The sequence below is a fragment of the Solibacillus sp. FSL R7-0682 genome (assembly GCF_038005985.1).
In the GTDB taxonomy this organism is placed as follows: domain Bacteria; phylum Bacillota; class Bacilli; order Bacillales_A; family Planococcaceae; genus Solibacillus.
In genome coordinates, this window is sequence record NZ_JBBOUI010000001.1 from 3,124,757 (window position 1) to 3,141,964 (window position 17,208).

Here is a 17,208-nt window from a genome sequence, read left to right on the forward strand (position 1 = left end):
AATATGCCATCATTTACAAAATTCCGCTTACAATTTGGAATAATTAAGTTATATAGATACAGTTCTATTACAAAATTCTAAGTAAACTTCGCTCTCACCCTTTTTGTAGAATACAAGATTACATTTAAGAAAATTGTCGAGCTCAGTAAGCATGTATAAGCTTTCATTAAGTTTGAATAACCATTTCCAATCTTTATAAGTGCAAGAAAACCTAACATGAACTGTAACTTCAAGGGGATACACCGTTACTGTATATCTGTACCAAATAACTTACTTCTCCTTTCAAATTTGTAAGCATATTCCGCTACCATTAACTATATCTAAATTTGTATCGGATTTCTAGCCGTTTCGTGAAATTTCAAATAACAACATACAAAATGTGTCGAAGCGTTTAGAAATCTAAAACAACAACTATATAGTAATGTATTTTCTTACAATATTTGTGAAGGATAGGAGACGAATTTATGAACAATTTGTGAAAAACTGGGTATTAATTTTAACGGAATTCTGATAGAAGTTGTGTTTTTCCAGATTTTTCGATATTATCTAAATCTAGAGACGCTTTTATGAGCGATGTTGAATAAAGGTGGGTTCACTTCATGCAACAAAAATATTACAAATATTTAAAATGGTTTGCTGTTGCGGCAACACTGGGCATGTTGCTCATTCTTCAAGGTGGCGCACTCGTTACGAAAACAGACAGCGGATTAGGCTGCGGGCGAAATTGGCCAGATTGTAACGGTTCTTTAATCCCTAAAGAAATTACAGCTGAAGTTTTAATCGAATTTTCACACCGTCTTGTGACAGGCTCTGTATCTATTTTCATACTTATATTAACAATTTGGACATGGAAAGCATTAGGGCATATTAGAGAAGTGAAATTTTTAGGCATTTCGGCTTTGTTCTTCCTTATTTTACAAGCTTTAATTGGGGCTGCTCAAGTATTATGGGGGCAAGGTGACTTCATACTCGCACTACATTTCGGAATTTCATTGATCTCATTTGCTGCTGTTTTATTACTTACATTAATCGTATTTGAAGTCGATAAAAAGTTCGATACGGATAATATTAATATGAGTAAAAAATTAAAAATACATACTATATGTGTAACTTTATATTCTTACATAGTTGTATACACTGGGGCATTAGTTCGCCATACAGATGCAAGTTTAGTCTGTCCTGATTGGCCATTTTGTAGAAATGATCAACCATTTGCATTACCTTATAACATGTATGAATGGGTACAAATGGGGCACCGATTTGCCGTATTATTATTCGTTATCTGGATTACTTACATTGCGATTCATGTAATTAAGCACTATAAAAATCAGCCGGTAATTTATTGGGGCTGGGTAATTGCGTTTATTATCGTAGTTATGCAAGTACTTGCAGGTATGTTAGTTGTATTATTAAAATTACATTTAGCCGTTTCATTAATGCATTCATTATTAATTACTTTATTATTTGGTTTATTATGTTATATGATTTTACTAGTTTCTCGAAATAAATAGTTTTGTAGAGTAAAGAAAGCACTATCTGTTCAAGATTGAACGGATAGTGCCATTTTTTATTGCTATATGTTGATCATGGTGCAATTGGGCAAGGTGCTTTTTTCAGACCTCTCAAATTTAATCTACGAATTTACATTAATTCAATCAATAAATCGCCTGTTGAAATCGCATCACCTGCTGAGGCGTAAACCTCTTTCACAACACCATCTTTCGGCGCTTGAACAGTTGTTTCCATTTTCATCGCTTCAGTAATTAATAAATGGTCACCACGTTTTACTGTGCTTCCCTTATTTACAACTACTTTTAACACCGTACCAGGCATTGTTGCACCAATTTGATTTGGATTTGACGGATCAGCCTTCAAAGCAATACTTCCATCCACTTCTACTGTTAGATCTTGGATAACTAGCTCTCGGGATTGACCATTCATTTCAAAATACATGACACGTGTTCCATCATGTTGTGGCTCACCAATGGACACTAGTTTAATAATAAGCGTTTTTCCTTTTTCAATTTCCACTTCAACTTCTTCACCTAATTTTAAACCGTAAAGGAAAGTAGGTGTATCTAAAACGGAAATATCTCCAAATGAATCCGATGCTTGAACATATTGCTCAAATACTTTCGGGTACAATGCATAGGCAAGTAAATCTTGTTTTGACGGTGTATGATTTGTCTTTTGCTCTAATTCTCCAGCTAGCTTTTCAAAATCAACTGGAGCTAGTAATTCTCCAGGTCTTATTGTAATCGGCTCACGGTCTTTAAGCACAACATGTTGAATGTCTTTTGGGAATCCACCATGAGGTTGCCCTAAATAACCTTGGAAAAATTCAATAACAGATTCCGGGAAATCGATCGCCTTACCACGTTCAACGATATTATCTTCGGTTAAATTATTTTGAACCATAAATAACGCCATATCTCCTACAACCTTGGAAGAAGGCGTAACTTTTACGATATCACCAAACATTAAATTCACACGAGAGTACATCGTTTTTACTTCATCCCAACGATCGCCTAAACCAACTGCTTTTGCTTGCTGTTGTAAATTACTGTATTGGCCTCCTGGCATTTCATGGACATAAATCTCAGAATGTGGTGCATTCATGCCGCTTTCAAAGTCTACATAATATTTACGAACATCTTCCCAGTAATAGGATAGTTTCTCTAGTCCTTCAATGTCTGCACGTACTTTACGCTCCGAACCTTTCATCGCATAGTATAACGAGTTTGCACTTGGTTGAGAAGTTAGCCCTGCCATTGAGCCTAATGCCGTATCGATAATATCTACACCCGCTTCGATTGCTTTAGCATATAAATAAATTCCATTACCACTTGTATCATGTGTATGCAAGTGAATTGGTAAGTTTGTTGCCTCTTTTAGTTCTGAAATTAAGCGATAAGCAGCTTGAGGCTTTAACAATCCTGCCATATCTTTAATCGCTAAAATATGCGCCCCTACTGCTTCTAATTCCTTCGCCATATTTTTGTAATATTCAACTGTATACTTCGCACGCGAATCATCTAAAATATCGCCTGTATAGCAAATAGCCGCTTCAGCTACTTTGCCGCTATTACGTACTTCATCAATTGCAACTTCCATTCCTTTGATCCAGTTTAATGAGTCAAATATACGGAATACATCAACCCCTGAAGAAGCAGATTCTTTAATAAATTCTCGAATTAAATTATCTGGATAGTTCGTATAACCAACTGCATTCGCACCGCGCAGAAGCATCTGGAACAGTACGTTAGGGATTTGCTGACGTAATTTTTCAAGACGCGCCCACGGATTTTCCTTTAGGAAACGATACGCAACATCGAATGTCGCACCACCCCACATTTCAAGCGAGAAGTGATCGTGCATTAAACGAGAAGTTTCCTCCGCTATTTGGAACATATCTTGAGAACGCACACGTGTCGCAAGTAATGATTGATGGGCATCACGGAATGTAGTATCCGTCAATAATACATCATCTTGATCTTTAATCCATTTCACTAATCCATCTGCACCATGGGCATCTAATATTTGCTTAGTTCCAGTTGGTGTTGGGATGAATATATCTACTTTTGGCTTTTCCGGCTGTACGAAAATAGGTTTAGCTCTTTTTTCAACACCTGGGAAACCATTTAATGTAACATTTCCAATATAATTTAATAGTTTTGTTCCTCGGTCCTTCCGCTCAGGAAATTCAAATAATTCCGGCGTTGTATCGATAAAGCTCGTATCAAATTCCCCTGTTAAAAACTTGTCATGTAATACTACATTCCCTAAAAAAGGAATATTCGTTTTGACACCACGAATACGGAATTCCCGTAAGTTACGATCCATTTTCGCTGCTGCTTCAGCAAACGTCATACCCCATGTTGAGATTTTCACTAAAAGCGAATCGTAATAAGGTGTAACAACTGCGCCTTGGAATCCATTTCCGGCATCTAAACGGACACCAAACCCACCGCTTGAACGATAGACCATTAACTTCCCTGTATCTGGCATAAAATCATTTGCTGGATCTTCAGTAGTAACACGTGATTGAATGGCATATCCGAATAACGGAATTTTGTCTTGTGCTGGAATGCCAACTTCCTTCGAGTGAATATTTAGTCCTTGAGCTACTTTAATTTGGGCGTGAACAATATCAATCCCTGTAATCATCTCGGTAATTGTATGTTCAACTTGAATACGTGGATTTACTTCAATGAAATAAAAATCATCACCAGCTACTAAAAATTCCACAGTACCTGCATTAATATATTTGACTTTTTCCATTAACTTTACTGCTGCATCACAAATACGATTTCGTAATTGTTCTGAAATAGAGTTTGAAGGTGCAATTTCAACTACCTTTTGATGGCGTCGCTGTATTGAGCAATCACGCTCATATAAGTGCACAATATTACCGTGTGTATCTCCAATAATTTGCACTTCAATATGTTTAGGCTTTATTATCGCTTTTTCAACATATACTTCATCTGATCCAAATGCTGCTTTCGCTTCTGATTTAGCACGGTCATAGGCCGACTGTAATTCCTCAGCCGTTTGGACGAGACGCATTCCACGTCCACCACCTCCTAAAGCCGCTTTAATCATCACCGGATAGCCATATTGCTCCCCAAACGTTTGAACTTCTTCTAAACTATCTACAGGACCATCCGTACCAGGGATCACTGGAATCCCCGCTTGAATTGCCTGATCACGGGCTTTTACTTTGTCGCCAAACATATCTAAATGAGTAGAAGTAGGTCCGATAAATTGAATACCTTCCTCTTCACAACGACGGGCAAACGCTACATTTTCAGATAAAAAACCATACCCTGGGTGAATAGCATCAACATTTGCTTCCTTTGCAATTTTGATGATTCCCTCAATATCTAAATAGGCTTCTATTGGCTTTTTTCCGACCCCTACAATGTAAGCTTCGTCCGCTTTATAACGGTGATAAGAACCGCTATCTTCACGTGAATAAATCGCAACCGTTTTAATATGTAATTCATTGCAAGCACGTAAAATACGAATTGCAATTTCCCCTCGGTTTGCAACTAAAATCTTTTTGATCGACTTCATTTCTCCTTACCCCCAATTACTTTCTTTTCTCTAATTTGTGATTTGTAGAGACATTAATTAAAATCCCCATTGCAATAGACAGCAATAATATCGAAGTTCCGCCATAGCTAATAAAAGGTAACGTAACCCCAGTTAACGGGATAATTCCCGATAAACCACCTAAATTAATAAAAGTTTGTAACCCTATCCAAGTAGAAATGCCCGCCGCTAGCATCCGTGCAAGCGGGTCTTTTGTTGTCATTGCAATATAAAATCCTCGCAACACAATAAAACTTAAACCAAAAATAACAATTGTAACACCTAAAACCCCTAATTCTTCTGCAATAACCGCCATAATAAAATCGGTCTGCGGCTCCGGTAAATAACCCAGTTTTTGGGTGGATTGGCCCAGTCCCTTTCCTTCTAAACCACCTGAACCGATTGCATAGTAACCATTAACAACTTGATAACCTGAGTTTTGTGAAGCTGCAAATGGATCCAAATAAGATGTAAAGCGACCTAAACGACTTGCATTAAAAATTGAATCGCGTTTGATAATTAATAATGCCCCTACGGCTACGATTCCTAGAGAACTTACGAGACCGGTAATTTTAATCATCGTCTTTCCTCTAAGACCACTCGACAAGATGACTGCCATGGCAATAACGAAAATAATCATTAATGCTCCAATGTCTGTTTCAAGACCAACACATAATATAATGAATAACCACATGCTAAGCGGTGGCGCAATGTCATCAAAAGTTAAAAGCTGCATCGAACCTTTATTGACACTTTTTCGATAAAAGGTACCTGCAAAGAAAATTATAATAAAGAGCTTCGCAAATTCTGACGGTTGGAAGTTCATTATCCCAAATAAACTAATCCAACTCTGGGAACCTGTTTGTTCTTTACCGTGTCCAAACAACGCCAGACATATTTCGAGCAGAATCATAATGAGCATTAACGGCATTAGAATTTTTTTACTTCTTAAATTTTTATATGGCACAATGACTGCAATTATAAATAACGTAAAGGCGATTACTATGTTTGTTAATTGCTTCACATAGTAATGATTCGGCGACGCATCTAATCGCGCAATCGCAATCCATATACTTGAACTATAGATCATTACGAGTCCAAACAATGTTAAGAAAATGTATACAAACAACAACCCGTAATCAAAATTCCGGAAAAAATTTTTAAAATAATTTTTCATTTAACCAAACCTCGTTTTTGAAAAAAAAACTCAAACTGCACATAGCGTTTGAGTTTTCTTTTATTTGTCTGTATACGCATCATGTAATAAAGAAAGTTCTTTCTCAAGTGAGTCAAGAATCTGCTTTCCTTTTTCACGCTCAATTAAACCTAGCTTTACAGCAAAATCAATTTCACGTGATAAGCCAAACATCTGTGTATCTAAAACCTCTTCATATAATGGACAAGACGGCATTGTCAAATTATCCATTTGTACTCGAATTAATTGAGCAATTTTATCTGCATCTGCTGTTAATAGCTCTAATGCCTTTTCCTGAAAGGAAGCTTGTGCTTTCGTATCCATGAGGACGCCCCCATCTATGATATTTCTTCGATTCTATCTTAATAAAGTGTATCTTTTTACTTAAAAAAATGCAAGCTTCTTTGTATGATTTACTTCCAATTCAATTATATTTCTTTCTCAATTGAATCACGCTATAATAGGAAAGGATAATAGCTAAGGGGGACTTACTATGGTTGAAACAATCATTCCTATTAAGGGTGCTGTCACATATCAATTGACATTAGATCCAACAGTGTGGATTTTTGATGATCGTAAGCTTGATTTGACTACCTATTTCGATACAGAAAAAGTAGAAGAGGATAACGAAAAATATTTACGTGACATGGGTGCACATTGGTCACGAGAAATTATGGAAGGTGCAGTTTTCCCTCCAACCTTAAAAACAGAGCGGAAATTCGACCGCAAGGGGATGTTGACTGGAACATTCGGGATGGAAATTAAACCTTTCCTAAATAATGCAGAAATTTTACCAACTGCAACAGAAGTCGTATTTGAATGTGCAGCAAATGAAGAAATTTCTTTCCCGTTAGAGCAAGTAGAAAATTTCATCTTAAAATTTAGCCAAGATGGTAAGCCACTTACTGAAGACGGTCCAGTTCATATTTTATTCGGAGACGGTTCGAATAGAGACAACCCAATTAAAAACATTCGTGCGATTCGTATACAATAGGAGGTCGTAAAATGCGTGTAAAATGTGTTATTTGCGATGCAATACATGATTTACCAAACGATTTACCTTTAGCAAAAAAGCTGCGAAATCGTCCGATTCATACTTTTATGTGTATGTCTTGTTCCGATCGCATTTCAGAAAATACTCAAAAGCGAGTAGATACTGGAAATTTCATTTTCTATCGAACTTCTTCAAAATTTGATGAAGAATTTTAATAGAAAGAATAAAGGCGCTGTTCAAATGAACAGCGCCTTTATTTTATTTAGAAGCTAAAATTTTGCTCATGGAATTTAAAGTCAATGAAGCTCTCCGATTTAATTTTACTTAATTGGAAATAGTTTTCCACTTCAAATTTAACGCCATCAAATACTCGCTCTTGGTCAACAACGAATACATCTATTTGTACTGGAATTTCACCAAATTGTTTTTTCAACGTTTGGGCAATTTCTTGTGCTACTTCATCTGTTAATTCATTTAAATTTAGTAGGCGGATTGTTGCCTTTTGTACATCTGCTTCCTCAAGTGAAATTTCTTCTGTTAAACCTTGTAAATGAACATTCGACATAACTAATGCATCTGGTACTAATGGTTGAACTAAATCGCTAACTTTAGCATTCACATTTTCAGCATAATATTCCCCTTCATACGATTCACCTTGTACATCGAAGTCATATACGATTTTTGTATCTTCTGATTGGACTGTTATTTCAAATTCATCACCGAATGTACTAACGGTTGATTTTGTTACAACAAATTGATCATTATAAATTTCGCTTAATTGCGCTGCCGCATTATCTTCTTTATTCGCTTTAAAGACTGCTGGTAAGAAAATAATGGCTGAAATAATAACAAGTGCTGCAGCAACAGTGATAATAACTTGTTTTTTTGTAAAATTCATTTTTCTCTACTCCATCTAGTTATTTCATATCTGATAATAAATTATAACGCTTTCAATTCTTTTGAAGCAATTCACAAGCTTTTCATCGTGAATTTCTTCATTAAATTTTTGATAAAATAGACACATTTTGTACGAATAAATGCAATAGGGTATTTTCATTCGATAAAAAAGAGAGGAAACAATACTGTTCCCTCTCAAAAAATTATGCTTGTTTTGCTGCTTTCGCTTCTTCACGTTTTTCGCGCCATAGACGTGATTTATAGACGATTAAAATTAAAGCAGCAACGATTAAGCCTTCGATCATCGGTAAGAACAATGCTAAAAACGTTAAAATCATACATCCTATAAATAAAAATGTATAAATAACAATATTTTTACCCAATGATAATTTTTTTGCAAAGCCTAGTTTATATACAATTGCCGACATAAGGAACACGAGAATAAACGTTGCATAACCAGCCATTTCGTAGCTTGGTAAATTTTCATATAAATATCTTGTGATTCCAGACATACGTTCAAAAACGTACTCTTTTTCATTTGTAGATACAGTTGCAGCTAATACTAAATTTAATGTGCTACTCATTACAGCCATCATATTCAACATCATTCAACCTTTCCCTATTAACGCCAATTTTTTTAACCTTCTAATTCAGCGTTCTTTTTCTTTTTCGTAATACGCTCTCGCTCACCTTTATCTAAAACCTGTTTACGTAAACGGATTGATTCTGGTGTTACTTCTAAATACTCATCATCATCTAAAAACTCTAAAGCTTCTTCTAATGTTAAGATTTTAGGAGTTTTAATTACGTTTGTTTGATCTTTCGTTGCTGAACGGACATTTGTTTTTTGTTTCATTTTACAAATGTTTACTGTGATATCGTTATCACGTGTGTTTTGACCTACGATCATACCCTCGTAAATTTCAGCACCTGGCTCTACGAATAATGTTCCACGATCTTCTACACCCATCATACCGTAAGTTGTTGCTTTACCCGTTTCCATAGAAACTAAAGCACCTTGGTGACGACCGCCTACTTTACCAGGAACTAATGGTTGATAAGAATCGAATGTGTGGTTAATAATCCCGAACCCTTTTGTTAATGACATGAATTCAGTTGTATAACCGATTAATCCACGAGCTGGTACCATAAATACTAAACGTACTTGTCCGTTTCCTTCGTTGACCATGTCCAGCATTTCACCTTTACGGTTACCTAAAGATTCGATGATTGAACCTACGCAATCTTCCGGCACATCGATTTGTACACGTTCAACTGGCTCATGTTTTTTACCATCAATTTCACGGATGATTACTTGTGGTTTTGATACTTGTAATTCATACCCTTCACGACGCATGTTTTCTACTAAAATCGATAAGTGAAGCTCACCACGACCTGATACCATCCAAGCATCTGGAGAATCTGTATCTTCTACACGTAATGATACGTCAGTTTGTAGTTGTGAACGTAAACGCTCTTCTACTTTACGAGAAGTAATCCATTTTCCTTCACGACCTGCAAATGGTGAGTTATTTACTAAGAACATCATTTGTAATGTTGGCTCATCAATACGCATTGGAGGAAGTGCCTCTGGGTGATCAACTGGACAAACCGTTTCACCTACGTTGATTTCTTCCATTCCTGAAACGGCGATTAAATCACCAGCATATGCTTCTTGAATTTCTTCACGTTTTAAACCAAAGAAACCAAATAATTTTGTAACACGGAAGTTTTTCACTGACCCGTCTAATTTCATTAATGAAACTTGTTGACCTACAGAAATTGTACCACGCATTACACGCCCGATACCGATACGACCTACGAAGTCATTATAATCAAGTAAAGCTACTTGGAATTGTAAAGGCTCATCTCGTGTATCAACTGGTGCTGGGATATGCTCGATTACAGCTTCAAATAGACATTTCATATCTTCTTCTTGATCTGCTGGGTTTGAGCTTAATGAAGCCGTACCATTTACACCAGAAGCAAATACTACTGGGAAGTCTAATTGGTCTTCGTCTGCACCTAATTCAATTAATAAGTCTAAAACTTCATCTACAACTTCATCAGGACGTGCTGAATCTTTGTCGACTTTGTTAACAACTACGATTGGTGTTAATTTTTGCTCTAATGCTTTTTTCAATACAAAACGAGTTTGTGGCATACAACCCTCATACGCATCGACAACAAGTAGAACTCCGTCTACCATTTTTAAAATACGTTCTACCTCACCACCGAAGTCAGCGTGTCCAGGCGTATCAAGGATGTTAATTCGAGTATTATTATAGTTAACTGCTGTATTTTTAGCTAAAATCGTAATTCCGCGTTCACGTTCAATATCATTCGAGTCCATTGCACGTTCTTCAACTTGCTCGTTCGTGCGGAAAGTACCCGATTGCTTTAATAATTGGTCAACTAATGTCGTTTTACCATGGTCAACGTGCGCGATAATCGCGATATTGCGTAAATCTTCACGTAAATTTGTCATTATTCCACTCCATATTCTTTTTTCAAATGTTTAACTGTGATATTATAGCACATGAAAGATTAAATGTCTTTTCGTAAAAAAATAATATCATTATTTTAGTCACATATACGGATAAGTACGGAGGTTAAAAGATGAATAAAGCAAAGCTAGTAATGTTCTTCTATGCATTAGCCGCAATTTTATCAATGGTTAGCATGGGTGTATCATTTTCATTAATTTTCATGACAGGTGACGAATACGAAACAATGGGAATTATCGGAGTAATTATTGGTTTTATTGTCATGTGTGCTATTTTTGGATTAGGTTTTAAAACGAAACGTAAATTTAAAGATCAAGGATTACTTTAGTTTGCGAAAAAGAGCGGATGTGTATACAATTACACATTCGCTCTTTTTGATTTATAAATTTGAAAGTTCAACTTTATAACATCTTTTTTTCTTCAATATAGTTATCCAAAATTAATTGATGTATATAAGGGTTTGCAATCAAAAATGTATCTGTTGTTAAAAAATCAAATGGATTGCCATTAAAGTTCGTTGCAATTGCACCAACTTCCTTTGCAATTACTACACCGCCCCCTATATCCCAGGGCGCTAACCGCATTGAAATATAAGCATCCAGTTTCCCGCTTACAACAAATGCTATCTCCATTGCAGCTGAACCATAGGATCGTGTCCCTCGCACTGTTCGCACGAGCTCGATTATTCTTTCATGATTAATACGATTATTTGGCGTTACCCAATTCGCATTAATCCCGATGACCGCCTCCTCAATCTTTAACGGTTGTAATTTGCGCATCGGCGAATCATTATACCATGCCCCTTGTCCAGCAATGGCATAAAATAGATCCTCTCGCATTACATCAAATATGTATCCTAATATCCCAACTCCATCCACATAAACGCCAATTGTAATCATAAAATGACGATGCTGTTTCACAAAATTCATCGTGCCATCAATTGGATCTATAATCCAAACAACCCCTTCTAAACTTTCAACTTTTTCGCCCATACCTTCTTCCCCTAAAATACGGTGACTTGAGTCAAAAGCTTTTATTTTTTCAATAAAAAACAACTCGGTTTCTCGGTCAATATTTGTTACGAGATCATTGGCACCCGATTTTGTTTCTATTTCTATATCATAGGAAAATGCATCACGTATTTTTTTCCCTGCTTCTACAATGATTTCTTTTGCAAATTGATCTAGTTTTTTTACGTCCATTTTGCATCCACCTTCCGATTATATATTTTATTTTGGGAAGCCAATTACTTTGAATATTCTTAATTATAACAAAAAATCACTTGCTTTCTTTATATAGCAAGTGATTTTTTATTTTGGATACATTTTTTTATTATGCATATACCTGTAAACCTTTTAGTTCCTCTTGAATTTCTGTTAAACGCTTTTTCGACTTTTCCATTTCTGACTGATTGTTATCCTTCATAGCAACATACAATGTCGCTAACTCATAGTCCATTTCCAACATTAAAATCTCTTCGTATTGCTTTTCGATATCCACTTTGCGTATAATCTTAATCATCTGTTTCATAAATGTCACTTCCTCGTCTTTTATTTTCACTTTCATTGAATATTTAATTATCCGAAACGCAACTAGTTACTTTTTACTACTTTCTTTTACTAAAGTAAATCCTTACGGTATAAAGTTTCTATTAACAGATTTTTTCCCAAATTTTTATTAAAATAAACATTATTACGAAAGGAACTGTAAAAAAATATGAGTAATGTAAAATGGACTTCTGAAGACTTTCATGTATTCCAAATTGATGGGTTAGATGCGCGCATGGAAGCATTAACGACGATTGTTCGACCAAAATTCAATGAACTAGGAGAAATTTTTTCTGCCTATTTCAGCGTAAGAACTGGTGATGAATTCTTTCCACATGTGGCAAAACATGCTCGAAGAACGGTTAATCCCCCAAAAGATTCTTGGGTAGCCTTTGCTCCGTATAAACGTGGCTATAAAGCTTTACCACATTTTCAAATTGGTTTATGGGGAACACATTTATTCATTGTTGTCGCAATAATTTATGAAGCACCTCAAAAGCAAGAAATGGCGAAACGTTTATTAAATAATATAAAAAAGATTGAGGCACTTTCCGATGATTATGTTATTTCAGGTGACCACATGCAGCCAGATGCCATTTCACTTTCTGAAGCTCGCGATGGCAAGCTAGAGCAATACATTACACGATTACATGATGTTAAAAAGGGCGAATTTTTAGTAGGGCGTCATATCCCTGCCGAAGAAGCGATTAAATTATCATCTGAGCAATTTTTAGCACTTGTTGAAAAAACATTTGATGAACTATTGCCAATTTATCATGTGATTATAGATAGATAATTCGCCATTATTTTATAATATGTACAATTAGCTAGCAAACATGCCAATCTTTTGACTGTTTGTTATCTTTTTTCAAAAAAATTAAAAAAAGTGAGCCTTAGTTTACTGAAGGCTCACTTTTTAATAGAAAATCCTTTAAATATTTAACGCATTCTCACAATTTGACCATCTTCAAGCTCTTTAGCTAATTTAACAACTCGGAATGGTACATATGAGCTTGCCTGTTCGAATTCTCGACAAATCGTTTTTTCCTCAGCTTGAGAAGGAACAATTTCTTTAAAACGTTTGTAGCGCGCCATAACATCTTCACGTTTTATCCCTTTTTCATATGCTAGCTCAACTGCTTCAAAAAAGTGAACGACATCGACCATTTCTTGTGTTGTCCAGTCCGGAGACAGTGGGTATGAGTATTCCATAATTTTTCCCTACCTTTTTTATTACTGTCCCCATTTTAAACGGATAGCTTGTGCTTGTACAATCATACGTTGAATTAATTGATCTACGGACGGAATATCCTGGATCATTCCAGTTACTTGACCAGCCCACCCAAAACCTTTTGATGCATCACCTTCATATATAAATTGTTTGTTGGCTTCACCACCTATATAAGCTTTTAATGCTTCATATTTAGGAGTTACAGCTTCGATTTCCAATATTTTATCCGTATATTCATTCCGAATAACCCTAGCTGGTGCACCTATAGATCGCTTTATAACGGTTGTATCTGTTTCTTCGCTCTTAACTAGTGCCGTTTTATAAACTTGTGAAGCATGAACACACTCCTTCGTTGCAATAAAACGTGTGCCCATTTCAATTCCTTCTGCACCTAATGCATGTGCTGCCATCCATCCACGACCGTCACCAATTCCACCGGATGCGATGACAGGAATCGATACACTATCCACAACTTGTGGTACAAGCACCATTGTCCCAACATCATCTTTTCCTAGATGCCCCCCGCCTTCTTGACCTACAACCATCACTGCATCAGCTCCAAGCTGTTCTGCCTTTTGAGCCTGGCGCTTTGCTGCTACGAGCACTAACTTCTTACACGGGGCATCTTTTAATAGATCGAAAATGGCTGTCGGATTTCCCCCTGTAATTGTTACAACAGGTACTTCCATCTCCGCAGCCACTTCTACCATTTTTTCATAGCCCTTTCCGTGCATTCCTATTGCAAAATTGACACCAAATGGTTTATTCGTCAACTTTTTCACGTTTTTAATTTCCTCTTTTAGTGCTTCTGGTGATGATAAACTCATAGCAGTAATTTGCCCTAAGCAACCTGCATTCGAAACGGCCGCAGCAAGCTCAGAGTATGCTAAATAAGCTAGGCCCCCTTGTATAATGGGATACTGAATATTTAATAGTTCTGTCACACGTGTATTCCAATTCATTATTCATTCCTCCATCAATTTTTTTATTAAAAGTATAATTCGAAATATTTTTATAGTCAGCAACTTTAATAGGTGCTATAATTCATTTGTTTTTAAAAATTTTACTATAGTGAGGTGGTACCTGCGTTGTCACAATTAGAGACTCCTTTGTTTGATGCGCTACTTTCGCATCGTAACAGACATCCTATTCAGTTCCATATTCCAGGTCATAAAAAAGGACAAGGAATGGATCCAGCTTACCGTGAATTCGTAGGCGACAACGTTTTATCAATTGATTTAATTAATATTGCTCCACTAGATGATTTACATGCTCCAAAAGGTGTAATCATGCAAGCTCAAAACCTTGCAGCAGAAGCCTTCGGAGCTGACCATACATTTTTTTCCGTACAAGGTACTAGTGGCGCCATTATGACGATGATTCTAACCGTCGTCGGTCCAGGCGATAAAATTATAGTACCGAGGAATGTACATAAATCCATTATGTCTGCCATTGTATTTGCTGGTGCTATTCCAATTTTTATTCATCCAGAGGTAGATAGTGAACTTGGTATTTCACATGGCATTTCTCCGGAATCAGTAGAAAAGGCGCTAACAAAATATCCAGATGCAAAAGCAGTACTTGTCATTAATCCAACTTATTTTGGATTCGTAGCAGATTTAAAACGTATTGTTGACATTGTACATGCCCGTAATATTCCCGTAATTGTTGATGAAGCTCATGGCGTTCATATTAAGTTCCATGACGATCTACCGATATCAGCTATGCAAGCTGGAGCAGATATGGCTGCTACAAGTATTCATAAACTCGGTGGATCAATGACTGGAAGCTCAGTGTTAAATGTGAAAGAAGGACTTGTATCAGCAAAACGTGTGCAGGCTGTCTTTTCAATGCTTACAACTACATCTACATCGTACCCATTGCTTGCGTCATTAGATACTGCAAGACGCCAGCTAGCAGTTCATGGAGAAGACTTACTAGATGAAGCTATCCGACTTGCTAAAGATGCTCGAAAACGCATTAATACGATTCCACACCTTCATTGTGTAGGGCGAGAGAAATTAGGCTCTTCCGCAACCTTTGATATGGATCCATTAAAGCTTTTAATTAGCGTAAAAGATTTAGGTATTACTGGACATGTCGCTGAGGAATGGCTACGTCAAAAAGCTAACATTGAAGTCGAATTATCGGACCTATACAACATTTTATGCTTAGTGACGATTGGTGATTCTAAAAAGGAAATCAACCTTTTGATTAATGCGTTAACACGTATGTCGAAAGAATTCGATTCAGAGGCAACAATAACAGAAACAAATGTCCAAATACCAGAAATTCCAGCACTTGCGATGACACCAAGAGATGCATTTTATGCACAAACAGAAAGTATACCTCTCTCTCAAGCGGAAGGTTATATTTGTGCTGAATTTATTATGGTTTACCCACCAGGAATTCCCATTTTTATTCCCGGGGAAATAATTACACAAAGTAATATTGATTTCATAATAATGAACATCGAGGCAGGTTTACCTGTACAAGGTCCAGAAGACAATACCCTTCAAAATATACGTGTTATAAAAGAACGAAAAGCAATTTATTAGAAGAAATGACAGATTGGTTGAACGACAACCAATCTGTCTTTTTAAATGATCAATAATGTTATTAAAGGTATAATAAATGCCCCTAGCACTGCACTTAATCCCATAGATAAAGAACCAATAGATAAATCCTCTTCCCCATATTCTTTTAACTTCGTCAACCCTACACCATGAGACGCACTTCCCATTGCTACACCGCGACTAATTGCTGTATCAATTTTAAAGAATTTAAAGAGTAAGGGACCAAGTATTGCTCCAGTAAAGCCTGCAACCATTACTAAAACTGCTGTTAGCGGCGCAACACCACCAATCGATTCACTTACTTGCATAGCAACGGGTGTTGTTAAAGATTTCGGCAATGATGTATATAAAAATGTGTCACTTGCTCTAAAAAGCAATAATAAAGAGACAACACTTAATAAGCCTGCAATCATTGCGACAACAATACTAATTAAAATGGAAAACTTATATTTAAATATCATTTCACGCTGATTGTATAATGGAAATGCTAATGCGACAACGGCAGGTCCTAGCATTCTAGAAATCCATTGTCCTCCCTCCATATATTCTTCATACGGAATATTAAAGGCGAGTAAAATGAAGACGGTTATACATGTCACAGTTAAGATTGGTAATAGAAATGGATTACCTACCTTTAAATAAAGTTTATTTAATAATATATACATTCCTACTGTACTAAGGACGATGAATAGAATTTGCAGTAGCTGCATCAACATTACTCTCCTCCTTCATCCGTTGTTCTTTTATCTCAATATATTTACTTACTTTCCCAGCTACAATTAGTGCAAAAATCGTACTCAAAATAACTGCTACTATTAGTAATCCTCCAGAAATCGTTAATAGCTCTGGATAATTAATCACAGCTACCGTGGAAGGGATGAAAAATAAAGTTAAAAATGCTAGTAAAAAGCTAGCTCCTTTTTGTATGTATTTCACATTTAGCACATTAAAAAATAATGCTAACCATAATAATACTAAACCTATAATACTGCCTGGAATGACTATCCCTGTCAATTTTACAATTGTCTCTCCTATGAAATAAAATAAAATGATAATGCCAATTTGAACAATCGTCCGAATCACATTCATCATATGACCTCCTCTCATTCCCTATCATTGTACGCCTATAACAAATATCTGTCTATTTCGTTTTATACATAACTAACA

At 36.1% G+C, this 17,208-nt stretch carries 18 protein-coding genes; 6 read left to right on the forward strand and 12 right to left on the reverse strand.

Annotation, left to right across the window (positions count from 1 at the left end):
- Window positions 1-599 precede the first annotated feature (599 nt).
- Window positions 600-1,511 carry a COX15/CtaA family protein gene (locus tag MKZ17_RS15855; protein ID WP_340724702.1) on the forward strand — a complete coding sequence of 304 codons (912 nt, stop codon included), beginning with the start codon at window positions 600-602 and terminating at the stop codon, window positions 1,509-1,511.
- Window positions 1,512-1,641: 130 nt separating this feature from the next.
- Here MKZ17_RS15855 and pyc read toward each other — a convergent pair whose 3' ends face one another.
- Genes pyc through MKZ17_RS15870 form a run of 3 tightly spaced genes read right to left on the reverse strand, consistent with a single transcriptional unit; the run spans window position 1,642 to window position 6,613 of the window.
- A complete protein-coding gene (pyc, locus tag MKZ17_RS15860) occupies window positions 1,642-5,076 on the reverse strand; it encodes a pyruvate carboxylase (RefSeq protein ID WP_340724703.1) in 3,435 nt (1,144 codons plus the stop codon).
- Between the two features lie 16 nt (window positions 5,077-5,092).
- Window positions 5,093-6,271: an FtsW/RodA/SpoVE family cell cycle protein gene (locus MKZ17_RS15865; protein WP_340724704.1), complete on the reverse strand. Its 1,179-nt coding sequence runs from the start codon at window positions 6,269-6,271 to the stop codon at window positions 5,093-5,095.
- A gap of 60 nt (window positions 6,272-6,331) precedes the next feature.
- Window positions 6,332-6,613, reverse strand: a complete 282-nt coding sequence (locus MKZ17_RS15870; RefSeq protein ID WP_340724705.1) for a YlaN family protein — start codon at window positions 6,611-6,613, stop codon at window positions 6,332-6,334.
- Window positions 6,614-6,782: 169 nt separating this feature from the next.
- On the opposite strand from MKZ17_RS15870, the gene MKZ17_RS15875 reads away from it, so the two are divergent.
- Window positions 6,783-7,283, forward strand: coding sequence for a peptidyl-prolyl cis-trans isomerase (locus MKZ17_RS15875; protein ID WP_340724706.1), 501 nt, complete (start codon window positions 6,783-6,785; stop codon window positions 7,281-7,283).
- Window positions 7,284-7,294: 11 nt separating this feature from the next.
- Entirely contained in the window at window positions 7,295-7,498 is a 204-nt protein-coding gene (locus MKZ17_RS15880; protein ID WP_340724707.1) for a YlaI family protein, read from the forward strand.
- A gap of 47 nt (window positions 7,499-7,545) precedes the next feature.
- Here the strand turns inward: MKZ17_RS15880 and MKZ17_RS15885 are convergent, their stop codons facing one another.
- From MKZ17_RS15885 to typA, 3 genes are all read right to left on the reverse strand, one after another.
- The gene (locus MKZ17_RS15885) at window positions 7,546-8,181 is read right to left on the reverse strand and encodes a fucose permease (RefSeq protein ID WP_340724708.1); all 636 of its coding nucleotides are present in this window, start codon (window positions 8,179-8,181) and stop codon (window positions 7,546-7,548) included.
- Window positions 8,182-8,383: 202 nt separating this feature from the next.
- The gene (locus tag MKZ17_RS15890; protein WP_340724709.1) at window positions 8,384-8,788 is read right to left on the reverse strand and encodes a YlaH-like family protein; all 405 of its coding nucleotides are present in this window, start codon (window positions 8,786-8,788) and stop codon (window positions 8,384-8,386) included.
- Window positions 8,789-8,817: 29 nt separating this feature from the next.
- Window positions 8,818-10,668, reverse strand: coding sequence for a translational GTPase TypA (gene typA / locus MKZ17_RS15895; protein WP_340724710.1), 1,851 nt, complete (start codon window positions 10,666-10,668; stop codon window positions 8,818-8,820).
- Window positions 10,669-10,799: 131 nt separating this feature from the next.
- On the opposite strand from typA, the gene MKZ17_RS15900 reads away from it, so the two are divergent.
- Complete coding sequence (locus MKZ17_RS15900) at window positions 10,800-11,015, forward strand: DUF5325 family protein (protein WP_340724711.1); 216 nt, start codon at window positions 10,800-10,802, stop codon at window positions 11,013-11,015.
- A 73-nt stretch (window positions 11,016-11,088) separates the two neighbouring features.
- On the opposite strand, the gene MKZ17_RS15905 is transcribed toward MKZ17_RS15900, so the two are convergent.
- Both MKZ17_RS15905 and MKZ17_RS15910 read right to left on the reverse strand, forming a co-directional pair.
- Window positions 11,089-11,889, reverse strand: coding sequence for an inositol monophosphatase family protein (locus MKZ17_RS15905; protein ID WP_340724712.1), 801 nt, complete (start codon window positions 11,887-11,889; stop codon window positions 11,089-11,091).
- A 130-nt stretch (window positions 11,890-12,019) separates the two neighbouring features.
- Window positions 12,020-12,217, reverse strand: coding sequence for a hypothetical protein (locus tag MKZ17_RS15910; protein WP_340724713.1), 198 nt, complete (start codon window positions 12,215-12,217; stop codon window positions 12,020-12,022).
- Between the two features lie 186 nt (window positions 12,218-12,403).
- On the opposite strand from MKZ17_RS15910, the gene MKZ17_RS15915 reads away from it, so the two are divergent.
- On the forward strand, window positions 12,404-13,030 hold the full coding sequence (locus MKZ17_RS15915) for a YktB family protein (protein WP_340724714.1): 627 nt from the start codon (window positions 12,404-12,406) through the stop codon (window positions 13,028-13,030).
- 143 nt (window positions 13,031-13,173) lie between these two features.
- Here the strand turns inward: MKZ17_RS15915 and MKZ17_RS15920 are convergent, their stop codons facing one another.
- Complete coding sequence (locus tag MKZ17_RS15920) at window positions 13,174-13,446, reverse strand: UPF0223 family protein (protein ID WP_340724715.1); 273 nt, start codon at window positions 13,444-13,446, stop codon at window positions 13,174-13,176.
- A gap of 21 nt (window positions 13,447-13,467) precedes the next feature.
- Window positions 13,468-14,427: an NAD(P)H-dependent flavin oxidoreductase gene (locus MKZ17_RS15925; RefSeq protein WP_340724716.1), complete on the reverse strand. Its 960-nt coding sequence runs from the start codon at window positions 14,425-14,427 to the stop codon at window positions 13,468-13,470.
- A 126-nt stretch (window positions 14,428-14,553) separates the two neighbouring features.
- Between MKZ17_RS15925 and MKZ17_RS15930 the strand changes: the two genes are divergently transcribed.
- Window positions 14,554-16,023: an aminotransferase class I/II-fold pyridoxal phosphate-dependent enzyme gene (locus MKZ17_RS15930; RefSeq protein ID WP_340724717.1), complete on the forward strand. Its 1,470-nt coding sequence runs from the start codon at window positions 14,554-14,556 to the stop codon at window positions 16,021-16,023.
- A gap of 41 nt (window positions 16,024-16,064) precedes the next feature.
- Here the strand turns inward: MKZ17_RS15930 and MKZ17_RS15935 are convergent, their stop codons facing one another.
- Entirely contained in the window at window positions 16,065-16,757 is a 693-nt protein-coding gene (locus MKZ17_RS15935; protein ID WP_340724718.1) for an LrgB family protein, read from the reverse strand.
- Entirely contained in the window at window positions 16,717-17,130 is a 414-nt protein-coding gene (locus MKZ17_RS15940; protein ID WP_340724719.1) for a CidA/LrgA family protein, read from the reverse strand. The genes MKZ17_RS15935 and MKZ17_RS15940 overlap by 41 nt, the downstream gene beginning before the upstream one ends.
- Between the last annotated feature and the right edge of the window lie 78 nt (window positions 17,131-17,208).